Origin of the sequence: Flavobacterium facile (genome assembly GCF_036321945.1) — a bacterium.
Taxonomy (GTDB): domain Bacteria; phylum Bacteroidota; class Bacteroidia; order Flavobacteriales; family Flavobacteriaceae; genus Flavobacterium; species Flavobacterium facile.
On record NZ_JAZAYT010000035.1, the window covers coordinates 607,970 to 622,914 of the forward strand.

Here is a 14,945-nt window from a genome sequence, read left to right on the forward strand (position 1 = left end):
TTTTTTTTTTTTTTTCTTTGCGGCGGGCGTCCAAAAAACTAATAAAATCAATTTAGAAAAAAAAATGAAAAAAAAAATTAATTTAAAAGTATTGTCTTTTGCGGTTATCTTTTTTGCAGTGATTATGTTGTCATGTTCAACAGAAGAAAATTCAAATAGTAATGAGACTAAATTCAGTTCGATGAATGAAATGATTTTAGTAAAAAGTAGTACAAAACGAGTAACTTCACAATTCGCAGATTTGGGGGTTTCTAAGATTAACATAAAAAAAGATGATAGTTTTTTGTCAAGAATAGGAAACGAATCCACAGAAGTAACATTTGAAGATGTGAAACCTTTTTATATTGACAAAAATTTAATTCATTTCAGTGATTATACATTTGTAATATCTGGAGATAAATTTATATTAAATGAAAATAATTCATTTTATTTGTCTGTTGAGAATGGTGATTTGTATTTAAATACGCCTGATAAAAAACTAAATGTTATGTTAGAAAATGATTATAGTTTTGAAAAAGAGTCTTCTTTGCTTATTTTAGCATTTAATGAATTAACTTCTAAAGAGTCAAGATTGAATGGAGTTAGTGGAAATGGAAGAAGATACCCTGCGCCATGTGGATTTTGGGATAAATATGAAGTTGTTTCTTTGGGGTTTACAGGTTATGAATCTCAAATGAATAACTATAATGCGACTCATGGTTCAGGTGCTTTGGGTGCTGGATGTAGAAGTATGGGGCCTACGACTACATCTTGTATGTTTGATAATCATGTTTGTGCTACAACCAAAAGCTTTTGTTGCGATTAAATTTATTTATTATGACTTTTATATTATCACCAATAGGAAAAATTGTACTTTTTATTTTGCTAACTATATTAATAGTTTCAGCACTTTACAAAATAAACAAATTAGAGACAGGATTAGTAAAAATAATATGGATTATTGCTTGTGTAGTTTTATTTCCAATTGTACCAATTATTTATCTTTTAATCAATTTTAAAAGGAAACAAATTTAATTTAAAGATGGCGGGTTTTTTGTGAAAAATAAAATTATGACATTAGAAAAATATTAATAAGCAAATACAAAAAACAGTCATTATTTTTAATGGCTGTTTTTTTATACCTTTGTTAAAAATAAAATCATGGCAAAAGAAAAAGGAGTTTATACAGGAATAATTGAACAAGACGCTGACGGAAATTTTTTCTGCGGTCCATATATGTTAGATTACAAATTAGTCGTTTCAAAATTTAAATTGGGCGATGAAGTAAATCTGAAAACAGTTATTGAAAATCCTAGCGATAAAAGTTATGAAAAATATCCGAAAAAATCGAGTTTATTTTTCTTATCAAACTTAAAAGAGTAAATTTTAAAAGCCTTCAATTCGAAGGCTTTTTTCGTATAAATTATTATCTTCGTGCTTCAAACTTCAAACTTCAAGCTTTTATGATGCAATGGGAACAACTTTTGTCTTTAAAAAGACAAGGCGACACAAGTAAAAGATTACGAAAAGAACAAGACGACACGCGTTTAGGTTTTGAAGTGGATTATGATCGAATTATTTTCTCTTCAGAATTTCGTTTGCTTCAAGATAAAACACAAGTGATTCCGCTTTCAAAAACGGATTTTGTACATACACGTTTAACGCACAGTTTGGAAGTTTCGGTTGTGGGTCGTTCTATTGGAAGATTAGTTGGAAAAAAAGTATTAGAAAAATATCCGCATTTACAAGAAATTCACGGGTATCAATTAAATGATTTTGGTGCCATTGTAGCCGCAGCATGTTTGTCGCACGATATTGGAAATCCACCTTTCGGACATTCAGGTGAAAAAGCCATTGGAGAATATTTTTCTTCAGGAAGTGGACAAAAATATAAATCGGAACTATCTCCAAAAGAGTGGCAAGATATTATTGATTTTGAAGGAAATGCGAACGGATTTTCTATCTTAACTTCAAGTAGAGAAGGCGTAGAAGGAGCCTTGCGATTATCATACGCGACTTTAGGAACTTTCATGAAATATCCAAAAGAAAGTTTACCTAAAAAGCCAACATCAAACATTTGCGATAAAAAATACGGATTCTTTCAACAAGACAAAAAATTCTTTCAAGAAGTCGCAACCGAATTAGGGATGATTTCTAATAAAACAAATCCTGATGTGGGGTATTTTCGTCATCCATTAGCTTTTTTAGTGGAAGCTGCGGATGATATTTGTTATACAATAATTGATTTCGAAGACGGCATAAAACTCGGATTAATCAACGAAGATTTTGCTTTAGAATATCTTATCAAATTGGTGCAAAAATCTATCGATTCCAAAAAATATAACGAACTAAAAACCAAAGAAGATCGTATCAGTTATTTGCGTGCTTTGGCTATTGGAAGTTTAATTAATGATGCTGTTTCTGTCTTTATGGAAAACGAGTCAGACATTTTAAAAGGTGCGTTTTCAGTTTCCTTGATGGATAAAAGTCAGTACAAAGCACAAATATCAGACATTATAAATATTAGTGTAAAAAACATTTATCAGTCAAAAGAAGTAATCGAAAAAGAAATTATCGGCTATAAAGTAATTCATACTTTGCTAGATGTTTTTACTAATGCTTACATCAATATGGCTAATAATTCGGCAACAAATCATGATAAATTGATCATAAATATTTTGCCGGAAAAATACAAAAGTAATAAAAAAACCATGTATGATAAATTGTTAAACATCTGTCAATTTGTTTCTTTGTTAACCGATGGGAAAGCTATTGAGATTTATAAAATCATAAATGCTACTAAAATATAATTAATTAAATGCGAGGAAAAAGTTAAATAACTGTAAAAAATTTGGTTTTGAATGATAATATGTTAATTTTGAAAACTTAACAAATTAACAACCTACTTAATTATGAAAAAACAGTTACTTTTTGTTTTTGCATTTTTTGTATCCTTAGGGTTTTCGCAAAGTCCTAATCAAAAAATTCAAAGTTATATTAATGAAAATTATAACAAATTAAATATTAGCACTTCAGATGTGTCTAATTGGATTATTGAATCAGAAACAAGTTCTGAAACAACAGGTATTACTAATTATTTAGTAATGCAAACTTATAATAATGTGAAAATTGATAATTCGTATATCTATTTTTGGATTAAAAATGGAGCGGTGATTAATTCACCAGAAGGATTTATTACAAACGTTTCTTCAAAAATAAATACTGCAAATACTACATTAGGAGTAGTTGAAGGTTTTTCAAGTGCTTTGACTAAATTAAATGAAAGTAATTTTGCATCAAGTATCATTTCTTCTGATAAAAATAAATATAAGTTAACTAATGGTGCTTTAACAGAAGATCTTGTTAGTGCTGAATTAGTTTATTTCCCAAATCAAGACGGTAGTTTAATTCTTTCATGGAGTTACGAATTCTATACTCAAAATGGAGACCATTTATGGAAAGTAAAGATTGACGCTACAAATGGAAATTTATTAGAGAAAATAGATTTAGTTCATAATTGTAGTTTTGGACCAAAACATGATCATTTTAATTGTACTAATAAAATGAAAAGTTTCGATTCAAATACATTATTTAAAGATCAAACAGTAAATGCTTTATTGACACCAGGAACAACTAATTATAGAGTTATTCCTTGGAATTATGAAAGTCCAAATCATTCTGCAAGACAATTGATTACAAATCCTGAAGCTGCTACAGCTTTAGCGCCATTAGTAGTTGCTGCTTCTCCAAATGGATGGCATAATTCAAGTGCTACAGTAGGTGGGTCTACGTCAACACTTTTATATGGTTACACTAGAGGAAATAATGTTTTTGCATATTCAGATTATAATAATACAAATCCTGCAGCACCAACAACATATGCAAATGCTTCATCAGGAACTTATCCTAATTTAACATTTGATCATGTGTACGGTGGAACGAGTGTAGCTGCAACATCTTATATTAATGCGGCAACTACAAATTTGTTTTATCAAAACAATATCATGCATGATTTATGGTATCAGTATGGGTTTAATGAGTTGAATAGAAATTTTCAAGTATCTAATTATGGAAGAGGTGGTTCGCAAAATGATGCAGTAAATGCAGAAGCTCAAGATGCTTCTCAGGGAACTACTCCAACGCTAAATAATGCCAATTTTTCTACACCTACTGATGGTGGTAAACCAAGAATGCAAATGTATTTATGGGATATTGGGCCAACACCAAGATATTTAACAATAAACTCTCCAGCATCAATTGCTGGTGAATATTTAGCTTCTAATAATGTTTTTTCTCCAGGTAATGTTGCTATAATGCCATCTCCAGGGATTGTTCAGGATTTAGTTTTATACCAAGATGGAACTCCAGATGCTTCAGATGGTTGTGAAGTGGCTGTAAATGCAGCAGCACTTAGTGGAAAAATTGCTGTTATTAGAAGAGGGATTTGTCCTTTTGTGAATAAAGTTAAAAACGCTCAAATTGCTGGGGCTGTTGCGGTAATTATTGTGAATAATGATAATGCAAATCCTAATCAATTACTAAATATGGGTGGTGCGGATGCAACAATTACTATTCCAGCAATCTTTGTCTCTTACAATGTTGGAGAAGCAATTATTGCGCAAATGTTACTTGGAACGGTAAATGGTAAAATTAAAAATGATCCTACTGGTTTTATAAATTCTGATGGAGATTTTGATAATGGTGTAATTGCTCATGAATACGGGCATGGGATTTCAACAAGATTAGTTGGAGGTGGTGCTGGAATGAGTGGTTCTGCTGAACAACCTGGTGAAGGATGGTCAGATTGGTTGTGGTTAATGATGCAGATAAAATCTGGAGATACTAGAAATGACGCTAGAGGAATAGGTACATTTGTAGAGAATCAAGCTACAAATGGACCTGGAATTAGACAATATAGATATTCTACAGATATGGCTGTTAATCCACATACATTTGCAAGTACAAATGCTATGTGGTATAATGATGCTACATCTGGTCTTGATAGAGTTGATGTGCATTCAGTTGGTTCAGTATGGTGTGTGATGTTATGGGATTTGGCATGGAATTATATTGAAAAATATGGTTATGATGCTAATATTTATAATGGTACTGGAGGTAATAATAAAGTAATGCGTTTAGTAATTGATGCTATGAAAATAACTCCAGCAAATCCTTCTTTAATTCAATGTAGAAATGCAATCATTCAGGCAGATGTAAATACAACGACTGGCCAAAATTATTGTTTAATATGGGAAACTTTTGCTAGAAGAGGTTTAGGTGTAAATGCAACATCTGGCTCAACTACAGGTGTACCAGGGATTCAAGACCAAGTACAAGACTTCACAGAGCCAGTTCCAGGAGCAACTCCAGCTACAGGTTCAAATTGTACTTTAGGAAATGATTATTTCCAAAATAGTAATTTGTTTAAAATTTACCCTAATCCTACAAACGGATTACTTAATATAAATATCAATAATTATATTGGTGAACTTCAAATTAAAGTATATGATCTTAATGGAAGACAAGTTTACAATCAAAATGTAACTAACTTTAATAATACAAATGCAATTAATTTAGAGTCTTTATCAACAGGAATTTATGTTTTAAAACTTCAAGGTGAAAATTTAAATTATTCTGAGAAAATTATTTTAGATTAAGTAAAATAGAATAAGCATAAAAAAACCTGTTACTTCAAGTAACAGGTTTTTTTTATTTTTATGATTTATATTTTAAAGGCAAATACACCACTTTTTTGGTTTCGAAGAATTCTTCTTCAAAAAAGTCTGGTAAGTCAAACAATTGTACCGTTTGATAAATGGCTAATTCTTCAGTTAAATCTCCACCTTTCAAATATAAAATTCCATTCTTTAATTCGTGTGTAGAGTTCTTTTTCGTTTTATCTTTAATCCATTTTACAAAATCTGGCATATTCGTCACAGCTCGACTCACAATAAAATCGAATTCTTCTTTCACTAATTCAGCTCTTTTTTGTTCGGCTTTTACATTTTTCAATCCTAAACCTTGTGCGACTTCATTTACCACTTTTATTTTCTTAGCAATAATGTCAATCAAATAAAATTGTGTTTCGGGAAACATAATAGCTAATGGTATTCCAGGAAATCCACCGCCTGTTCCCACGTCTAAAACTTTAGCGCCAGGATTAAATTGTATTACTTTTGCAATTCCTAAAGAATGCAACACGTGTCTAGAATAAAGCTCATCAATGTCTTTTCTAGAAATTACATTAATTTTCGAATTCCAATCATTATATAAATCATATAATTTTGTAAATTGTTCAATCTGTAAAGGTGTTAAATCGGGGAAATATTTTAAAATCAGTTCCAAATTCTTATTTATTTTTTGCAAAAATACAATTTTTATGTGATATGATATTTATCATAATTATTTTTAGAGAAATATTAGTACATTTGTGAATTAAATTATACTATGTATGGAAATTAAAGCTCCAACTTTTTCAAGGACAGATAAAAATCAATTTTTTAAAACGCTTAATAAGAGAGTTAACGAATATTTTAAAGAACACAATATCGATAAAACAGGAAACTGGAAATTGCATTTGAAAGCAATAATTATGTTTGCTTTGTTTTTTGTGCCATTTTTCGTTATTTTCTTTATTAAAGTACCGGTTTTGGTATATATTTTAGCTTCAGTCGTTATTGGGATTGGTATGGCCGGTGTTGGAATGAATGTAATGCATGATGGAAATCATGGTTCGTATTCTTCTAAAACTTGGTTAAATAAAATTATGGGTGGAAGTATCTATATTTTAGCCGGTAATGTATACAATTGGCAAGTACAACACAACGTACTTCATCATACCTATACAAATATACCTGGTCACGATGAAGATTTAGATGCGGGTCGTGTAATCCGTTTTACAAAAGAAGCAACTTGGTATAAATTCCACGCTTTTCAACATTATTATTCTATCTTTTTATATGGTTTATTAACTATAAACTGGTGTTTAACAACCGATTTTAAACAAATGGGTGTGTATTTAAAAAGAAAGTTATCTTACGGAAGTGAGCCAAATCCTGCAAATTTATGGACAGGTTTAGTTATTTCTAAAATTGTATATTTCGGTTTCTGGATTGTATTACCTTTAATTTTTGGAGCTGCAAGCTGGTGGGTAATTTTACTTGGATTTTTTGCGATGCATTACACTGCAGGTATGATTTTAAGTATAGTTTTCCAATTAGCACATATCACAGAAGATACAATTAATCCGCATCCAAATGAAGATGGTGAAATTGAAAACACTTGGGCGATTCACCAATTATTAACAACAGTAAATTTTGCTCCAAAAAACTGGATCGTAAACTGGTATACTGGTGGATTAAATCACCAAATTGAACATCATATTTTTCCTAATATTAGTCATATTCATTACGGTAAAATTGCAGAATTTGTAAAACAAACTGCAGCAGAATGTGATTTACCTTATTTCGAATACGAAACTATGAGAAGTGCTGTTGTAGCACATTTTAGACATTTGAAAGAATTAGGTCAAAAACCTCAATTAGCATAATATGTAGAAACGCAATTTATTGCGTTTCTTTATTTATATAAATTTTTTAACTACAAAGCATGAACAACATTTTATCTGAAAGAATTAACAATCTTGCGGTTTCTCAAACTTTAGCAATGGCAGCATTGGCCAGAGAATTAAAACAACAAGGAAAAGACATTATCAGTTTAAGTTTGGGTGAACCCGATTTCAATACGCCGGATTTTATTAAAGAAGCTGCTAAACAAGCTATTGATGACAACTATTCTACATATCCGCCAGTAGATGGATATTTAGATTTGAAAGAAGCGATTTGTGCGAAATTTAAACGAGATAATAATTTAAATTATACACCTAATCAAATTGTTGTTTCAACAGGAGCAAAACAATCTTTATACAACATCGCGCAAGTTATGCTTAATGATGGTGACGAAGTAATTCTTCCAGCACCATTTTGGGTTTCTTATTTCGAAATTATCAAACTTTCTGGCGGAATTCCAGTAGAAGTTCCAACTTCAGTAGAAACGAATTTCAAAATTACAGCTGAGCAATTAGAAGCAGCCATCACACCAAAAACAAAAATGATGTGGTTTAGCTCGCCTTGTAATCCTTCAGGTTCAGTTTATAGCAAAGAAGAATTAACGGCTTTAGTAGCAGTTCTTAAAAAATATCCAAATGTATATGTAGTTTCAGATGAAATTTACGAACACATTAATTATACGGGTGATTATTGCTCAATTGGTTCCATTGAAGGAATGGAAAACAATACCATTACTGTAAACGGTGTAGCAAAAGCATTTGCTATGACTGGTTGGAGAATCGGTTATATGGGTGCGCCAGAATTCATCGCGAAAGCGTGTACAAAAATGCAAGGTCAAGTAACAAGTGGTGCGAATTCTATCGCACAACGCGCAACAAAAGCAGCCGTGGAAGCTGATCCTTCTCAAATTAAATATATGGTTGACGCGTTTCATAAACGTCGCGATTTAGTTTTTGGATTAATGCAAGAAATTCCAGGTTTCAAATTAAATAATCCTGATGGTGCATTTTACGTTTTCCCAGATGTATCTTTCTATTTCGGAAAAACGTTAAGAGGAACTGAAATTAAAGATGCCACAGATTTCGCTATGTATTTATTAGCAGAAGCTAACGTTGCAACTGTAACTGGTGATGCTTTCGGAAGCCCAAATTGTTTACGACTTTCATACGCAACCAGCGAAGAGCAACTAATTGAAGCTATCAAAAGAATCAAAGACGCATTGTCTTAATATATTTGCCCCTTGGAAACTTGGGGCTTTTTTAATTTTAATATTTTGGGCGTTACCCTTCGGGTCGGGCTTTCCGTTACAATCTTTTATGAAAAATAAAAGGATTTTCACTACACTCCCTAACGCACATCCGTTTTCAAAATACAATACAAAATGAACAAAAAAATACTACTATTAGGTTCTGGTGAACTAGGAAAAGAATTTGCAATCGCCGCTCAACGTATCGGACAAACCGTTATTGCTGTAGATAGTTACGAAAATGCACCAGCCATGCAAGTCGCACACGGTTTTGAAGTTATCAATATGCTTGATGGCGCCGAATTAGATCGAATCGTAGCCAAACATCAACCGGATTTTATCGTTCCAGAAATTGAAGCCATTCGTACCGAACGTTTTTATGAGTTTGAAAAACAAGGAATTACGGTTGTACCTTCTGCAAAAGCAGCCAATTTCACCATGAACAGAAAAGCAATTCGTGATTTAGCCGCCAAAGACTTAGGTTTAAAAACAGCCAATTATCGTTACGCCACTTCCTACGAAGAATTACAAAAATCGGTGGAAGAAGTTGGAATGCCTTGCGTGGTTAAACCCTTAATGAGTTCGTCTGGAAAAGGACAATCGACTATAAAATCTCAAGAAGATATCGAAAAAGCATGGAAGTATGCAGTTGAAGGTTCTCGCGGCGATATCGTAGAAGTTATTGTAGAAGCTTTCGTAAATTTTCATTCAGAAATTACACTTTTAACAGTGACTCAAAATAATAATTTACCAACATTGTTTTGCGCTCCAATTGGTCACCGACAAGAACGTGGTGATTACCAAGAAAGTTGGCAACCAGCTCGAGTTTCAAACGCAGATATTTTAGAAGCTCAAGAAATGGCCAAAAAAGTAACTGAAGCTTTAGGTGGTGCAGGACTTTTTGGGGTAGAATTTTTCTTAACTAACGAAGGGGTTTATTTTTCGGAATTATCACCAAGACCACATGATACTGGAATGGTAACGTTAGCCAATACACAAAATTTCAACGAATTTGAATTGCATTTACGTGCGATTTTAAGTTTGCCTATTTTCGAAATCACTCAAGAAAGAGCAGGTGCAAGTGCTGTAATTTTAGCATCTGGTGATTCGAATAATCCAACGTTTACAGGAATTGAAAATGTAGCTTTTCAACCAAAAACCGATTTCAGGCTTTTCGGAAAACCAACTTCTCGACCATACAGAAGAATGGGTGTAGTGTTAAATTATGATACTTTAGATACTCCAATTGAAGATATTGTAGAAAAAGCAAAAAAAATGGCTACCTTAGTCACAGTAAATATTTAATAAGATGAAAAAAATTGTATTGCTTGTTTTTGGTTGCCTGTTCTTAGTTTCTTGCGGACCAAAGCGTATGGGTTGCGGTCCATACAGAAGATGTGAAGTAAAAGTACCAACATCTGTTGATTCAGAAATAAATAAATCTCAGGTTTCTTAAATGCAAAAATGGTTTTCAATAGTCGCTTTTTTGTTTTTTTGTACAACTTTTGCACAAGAAAATAAAAAGGCCGATAGTAAAGTAGTTGAAGTGTCTTGCGGACAATGTAAATTCGCCATGATCGACAAAAAAGGTTGCGATTTAGCCGTTCGTATTGATGGAAAATTTTATTTCGTAGAAGGTACAACTATTGACGATCACGGAGATGCACACGCCACTGATGGATTTTGTTCTGCCATAAGAAAAGCAGAAGTTGTAGGCGAAATTAAAGACAATAAATTCGTGGTTACTTATTTTAAATTGCTTCCAATCGACAAGAAGTAATGACTTCCATTTTACAAAATATTGCCAAACATGTTTCACTAACTTCTGAAGAAGAAACTTTGTTTTTGTCTAAAACTGAAACCAAATTTGTAAAAGCTAAAACAATTTTGTTAAGCTCTAACGAAATTGCCAAACATACTTATTTTGTCAATTCTGGAATTTTACGAAGTTTCAATATTAATGATAATATTATAGAACACGTATTACATTTTGCTTGTGAAGGTTGGTGGATTGGCGATATGTATAGTTATATTTCTGAAAAACCTGGAAATCTTTTCATAGAAGTTTTAGAAGATGCTGAAATCGTTTCTATATCTAAAGAAAACCATCAACTATTATATCACGAAATTCCAAAATTAGAACGCTTTTTCAGAATCTTAGCCGAAAATTCCTTAGTGTCTCATCAAGAAAGATTAATGGATAATTTAAGTCTAACCGCCGAAGAACGTTTTGAAAAATTCTGCACAAAATATCCTACGTTAATTCAAAAAGTACCCCAAAAACAAATTGCTTCATACATTGGAGTCACACCGGAGTTTTTTAGTAAATTAAAGAAAAGACTATTATTGAAATAAAAACTTCAACGCGATTAAAATTATTTCAATATTTTATACTTATGTATGAAATCTTTATACTTTTCACTTAAAGTAACCTTAAAGTTTCCTTCTAGAATAATTAAATTTTCAGAAAGAATTATTTCATTAATTTTATTCGTATTCACTATATAATTACGATGCGTTTTAGCAAAAGTATTGGTGTCTAAAAATTCAGTTATTTTTGTAAGTGAAAGTGCCACTAAATAATTCTCATTAGACGTGATTATATTGGAATAGCGTTCTTCTACTTCAATGTAAATGATATCTTGAAGAGCAACTTTTTTTAGTGCATTTTTCTTTTTTATGAATAAATGACTATTTCCAATAACCGTATCTTGTTCTTCACTAACAAATACATTGGTTTGCTCGTAAAATTTTTCAATAGCCATTTCAATAGCATATAAAACTTCTAACTCATTAAAAGGTTTTAATAAAAAGCTAAATGGTTTTGTGAGTTTTGCTCTTTCAAAAATTTGACGGTCTTTTGAACTGGTTAAAAACACAAATGGTTTGGCAACATTTGGAGTTATGGTTATGGTTTCAGCAAAAGTAATTCCTTCAGGTTGACCATTTAAGAAAACATCAATAATTACTAAATCTACTTTGTGTTGATAGAATAGGGTTAAGGCTTCCGTATAATTGGTGGCTACTCCAACAATATTATAATCATTTTCTAGAAGTACACTTGTTAAGGCTTCTTCTTCAGATTTCGTATCTTCAATTAATAAAATATTAATTTTATCCATTAGTAACTTCTTTTGGTAAAAATAAAATAAACTTTGTTCCTAAACCAATTTTACTTTCGATATTTAATTTCCCACCATTTTTTAATAGCATAGATTTGCAGAGTTGCATGCCTAAACCTGTTCCTATAATTTCTTTATTGTTTTTTTTAGATAATTTTGTGGATTCTAGTAATAATTCCTCAACAACTTCGTAACTCATACCAATACCAGTATCTTCAATGATTAATGGAATAAAATCAGAATTTGGTTTTTCTGAATAAATAGAAATCGTTCCTTTTTCATTTGTAAATTTTATGGCATTGTCCAACATATTTCTCAGAATAATTTTGAACGAATCTAAATCCATAAAAACAAAAATACTTTTATCAATATTGATGTTTAATTCAATATTTTTTTCGGCAACTATCGGCTTGTAATTATATTCTATTTGTTGAATAATGGAAAATAAGTGTAAGGATTCTTGTTGGAAAAATAATTGGTTGGTTTGTTGCTGAGACCAATTAAGTAAATTATCTAATAAGTTGTATGAACTATTAGCAATAGCATTATTTTTGTGAAGAAGAACGTCAAGTTGTTCGTAGTTCTTGGTTTGTAAATGGTTTAATAATTTTGTGTTACTGGTTTTTAAAGCATTTACTGAGGAACGTAAATCATGACTAACAATAGAAAATAGTTTATCTTTTGTGGCGTTTAATTCATCTAAATTTTCTTTCTGAGCCAGAATGATTTTGTTCTTTTTAATTTTTTGTAAGTAAAAATAAACACCAATGCCAAAAATACTTAATAATAATATGGCAATTATGAAAAGCCCATTTCTTTGGGTTTCTCGTATTTCATTTTTTACTTCAAGAACTTCAATTTCTTCTTGTTTTTGTTTTATGGCAAATTTCTTTTCTACTTCTGCAACGGCCCAAATTTTATTTTGATCTGTTATGGAATCATTCCATTTTTCAGCTTCTTTTCTATAAATAAGCGCTTTTTCAAAGTTTTTTCTGTTTTCTTCAACTACAGCCATATTTTTAGTAGCAACTTGTTTTAAATCATACCTTTTTACTTTCTTAGAAAATTCATAAGCTTTTTCAAAAAAGGGTATAGCCAAGTTGTCTTTATATTGCTCGTAATACATGGTTGCCACATTACCATAAGCGCCAACTAGTGCTATTGTGTCATTTGCTGATTCTTGCAATTTGGTGCTTTTTAATAAATACATTTCAGCTTTGTTAAAATCGCTTAATTGTAAATAACAAACTCCTAAATTATGATATGTAAAACTTTTGTTAATATTGAAATAATTGTTTTCTGAAATATTTTCAAATTCTTTAAAATAACTAATAGCTTTTTTAAATTCCGATTGTTCGAGTGAAATTTGCCCTAAAATATTATGTATACTTTTGTAAAAATAAAATGTTTTCGAAATAGTGTAAAATTCTTTTTTAGCTTCATTTAACATTTTTTTTTGTTTGAAACTAATACCTCTGAAGAAATGACAATAATTTGAAAGTTCTAATGATGTTTTATTAGAACTTAACTGTTTCATGGAGTAAACTAAAGTAGAATCCCATTTTTTCTTCATAAAAAATAATTGTGCCTTTTTAAAATTTACTTCTTGAGTAAATTTTTGACACTTTTTTTGAATTTCTAATTCAAAAAATTTTTCATTATCTTTTTGAGAATAAAGGGAATGCGAAATGCTAAAGAGCATTAAAAATACTACTATAACTATTTTATTTTTTGTTGGCGTCAAATTAACTTTTTTTTGTAAATATAGTTGAATTTAACAAAATAAAAAATAGAGGAATACGTTCCTCTATTTTTATTTCTAATTAGTATTTTAATGTATTACGGCTGAACAGTTGTAGTTGTTCCTCTAGACATTCTAGGGTCTTCGTCCCATACAAAAGTTTCAATTTCTTCTGGTTTGTTAGATAATTCAATTGTAAAATTCACTTGATATCCCATGAATTCAGAAGCTTTTGTTTCAGGTGCTGTATACGTAATATAAAAAGCTGGTTTCTTTTGTGAATCATCGTAAAAAACACTGATTTGTTTGATATTTTGACTTGCGTCAATAAATGCAACAGCGCTCACTTCTAAAATGCCATTTTCATAATAGGCTTGAACTAAAGGTTGTAACGGTTCCGTTGGTCTTGGTCTTTTAAATTGAATTACACTATTTAGTGTCATGAAATTAGAAGTAATTTCTACTCCTGGAGGCGTAACTATTGGACCTGTTGTATTTGTTGTGCTCATAATTAAAGTGTTTTTTGTTAAACAATGTCTTACAAATAAAATTAATATTTTTCTATTTGTAAGACTGTTATATGTTAAATTATTGTTTTAAAATTTTAATCGTTTTTGATTTTCCTTCCGAATTTATAGTGATGAAATAAGTTCCTGTTGGAAGAGTTGATAAATTTAGCTGAATCTCTTTACTATTAAATTTAGTAGAAATCATCTGTTGTCCGATCAAATTAATCACATTAACTTCTTCAATTAAATTACCATTAGTAATATGTAAAATATCTGAAGTAGGGTTAGGGTAATAAACAAAATTAGTGCTATCAAAACTAGTAGTTTCTAAAGTCGTTACTGTTACGCAAGATGATGTATTAGTACATCCACCAAGTGTAATTTCTACTTTATAGTCACCTACAACAGTTGGAGTAAATGTTTGACTAGTTTCTCCAGTAAGAAGTGTGTTTGGACATTGATACCATTGATAAGTTGCACCAGTTTGTGTAGCTAGTAATATTCCAGAAGTTAAAGTTACAGAAGTATTTACAGCAACTGGCTGTGTAATTGTAAAGTTACGAGTTGTAATACAACTGTTAGCATCAGTAACTGTTACAGTATAAGTTCCTGCAGAAAGTCCAGTTGCAGTAGCAGCTGTTCCTCCAGAAGGCGACCAAGAATAAGTATATCCGCCAGCTCCACCAGAAGGAGTCACCGAAGCCGAACCATTCGAACCACCATTACAAGATACGTTTGTTTGAGAACCAGCTGTTAAAGCTAAAACAGTAGGTTCAGTAA

At 31.0% G+C, this 14,945-nt stretch carries 15 protein-coding genes; 10 read left to right on the plus strand and 5 right to left on the minus strand.

What is annotated here, in order from left to right:
- Positions 1–64: 64 nt before the first annotated feature.
- The 4 genes from UEQ13_RS15295 (at position 65) to UEQ13_RS15310 (ending at position 5,636) form a co-directional block, all read left to right on the plus strand.
- A complete protein-coding gene (locus tag UEQ13_RS15295; RefSeq protein WP_329807224.1) occupies positions 65–805 on the plus strand; it encodes a hypothetical protein in 741 nt (246 codons plus the stop codon).
- Between the two features lie 335 nt (positions 806–1,140).
- On the plus strand, positions 1,141–1,362 hold the full coding sequence (locus UEQ13_RS15300; protein WP_166125608.1) for a hypothetical protein: 222 nt from the start codon (positions 1,141–1,143) through the stop codon (positions 1,360–1,362).
- Positions 1,363–1,445: 83 nt separating this feature from the next.
- The gene (locus tag UEQ13_RS15305; RefSeq protein WP_329807256.1) at positions 1,446–2,789 is read left to right on the plus strand and encodes a deoxyguanosinetriphosphate triphosphohydrolase; all 1,344 of its coding nucleotides are present in this window, start codon (positions 1,446–1,448) and stop codon (positions 2,787–2,789) included.
- A gap of 102 nt (positions 2,790–2,891) precedes the next feature.
- Complete coding sequence (locus tag UEQ13_RS15310; RefSeq protein ID WP_329807226.1) at positions 2,892–5,636, plus strand: T9SS-dependent M36 family metallopeptidase; 2,745 nt, start codon at positions 2,892–2,894, stop codon at positions 5,634–5,636.
- A 58-nt stretch (positions 5,637–5,694) separates the two neighbouring features.
- Here UEQ13_RS15310 and rsmG read toward each other — a convergent pair whose 3' ends face one another.
- Positions 5,695–6,324 carry a 16S rRNA (guanine(527)-N(7))-methyltransferase RsmG gene (gene rsmG, locus UEQ13_RS15315; protein ID WP_329807259.1) on the minus strand — a complete coding sequence of 210 codons (630 nt, stop codon included), beginning with the start codon at positions 6,322–6,324 and terminating at the stop codon, positions 5,695–5,697.
- 106 nt (positions 6,325–6,430) lie between these two features.
- Here rsmG and UEQ13_RS15320 point away from each other — a divergent pair, with 106 nt between their 5' ends.
- From UEQ13_RS15320 to UEQ13_RS15345, 6 genes are all read left to right on the plus strand, one after another.
- A complete protein-coding gene (locus UEQ13_RS15320) occupies positions 6,431–7,528 on the plus strand; it encodes a fatty acid desaturase family protein (RefSeq protein ID WP_329807227.1) in 1,098 nt (365 codons plus the stop codon).
- Between the two features lie 59 nt (positions 7,529–7,587).
- Complete coding sequence (locus UEQ13_RS15325; RefSeq protein WP_329807228.1) at positions 7,588–8,775, plus strand: pyridoxal phosphate-dependent aminotransferase; 1,188 nt, start codon at positions 7,588–7,590, stop codon at positions 8,773–8,775.
- A 153-nt stretch (positions 8,776–8,928) separates the two neighbouring features.
- Positions 8,929–10,098 (plus strand): formate-dependent phosphoribosylglycinamide formyltransferase, encoded by a 1,170-nt coding sequence (gene purT, locus UEQ13_RS15330; RefSeq protein WP_329807229.1) that lies wholly within the window; start codon positions 8,929–8,931, stop codon positions 10,096–10,098.
- A gap of 4 nt (positions 10,099–10,102) precedes the next feature.
- Positions 10,103–10,249, plus strand: coding sequence for a hypothetical protein (locus UEQ13_RS15335; protein ID WP_329807230.1), 147 nt, complete (start codon positions 10,103–10,105; stop codon positions 10,247–10,249).
- Complete coding sequence (locus tag UEQ13_RS15340) at positions 10,250–10,573, plus strand: DUF6370 family protein (RefSeq protein WP_329807231.1); 324 nt, start codon at positions 10,250–10,252, stop codon at positions 10,571–10,573. It abuts the gene before it with no gap.
- On the plus strand, positions 10,573–11,148 hold the full coding sequence (locus UEQ13_RS15345) for a Crp/Fnr family transcriptional regulator (RefSeq protein WP_329807232.1): 576 nt from the start codon (positions 10,573–10,575) through the stop codon (positions 11,146–11,148). The genes UEQ13_RS15340 and UEQ13_RS15345 overlap by 1 nt, the downstream gene beginning before the upstream one ends.
- A gap of 20 nt (positions 11,149–11,168) precedes the next feature.
- Here UEQ13_RS15345 and UEQ13_RS15350 read toward each other — a convergent pair whose 3' ends face one another.
- From UEQ13_RS15350 to UEQ13_RS15365, 4 genes are all read right to left on the minus strand, one after another.
- Entirely contained in the window at positions 11,169–11,915 is a 747-nt protein-coding gene (locus tag UEQ13_RS15350) for a LytR/AlgR family response regulator transcription factor (RefSeq protein ID WP_329807234.1), read from the minus strand.
- A complete protein-coding gene (locus UEQ13_RS15355) occupies positions 11,908–13,488 on the minus strand; it encodes an ATP-binding protein (RefSeq protein WP_329807235.1) in 1,581 nt (526 codons plus the stop codon). The genes UEQ13_RS15350 and UEQ13_RS15355 overlap by 8 nt, the downstream gene beginning before the upstream one ends.
- A 266-nt stretch (positions 13,489–13,754) precedes the next feature.
- Positions 13,755–14,165 carry a hypothetical protein gene (locus tag UEQ13_RS15360; RefSeq protein WP_329807236.1) on the minus strand — a complete coding sequence of 137 codons (411 nt, stop codon included), beginning with the start codon at positions 14,163–14,165 and terminating at the stop codon, positions 13,755–13,757.
- Positions 14,166–14,244: 79 nt separating this feature from the next.
- On the minus strand, positions 14,245–14,945 hold a 701-nt coding region (locus UEQ13_RS15365), incomplete at its 5' end, for a T9SS type A sorting domain-containing protein (protein WP_329807237.1).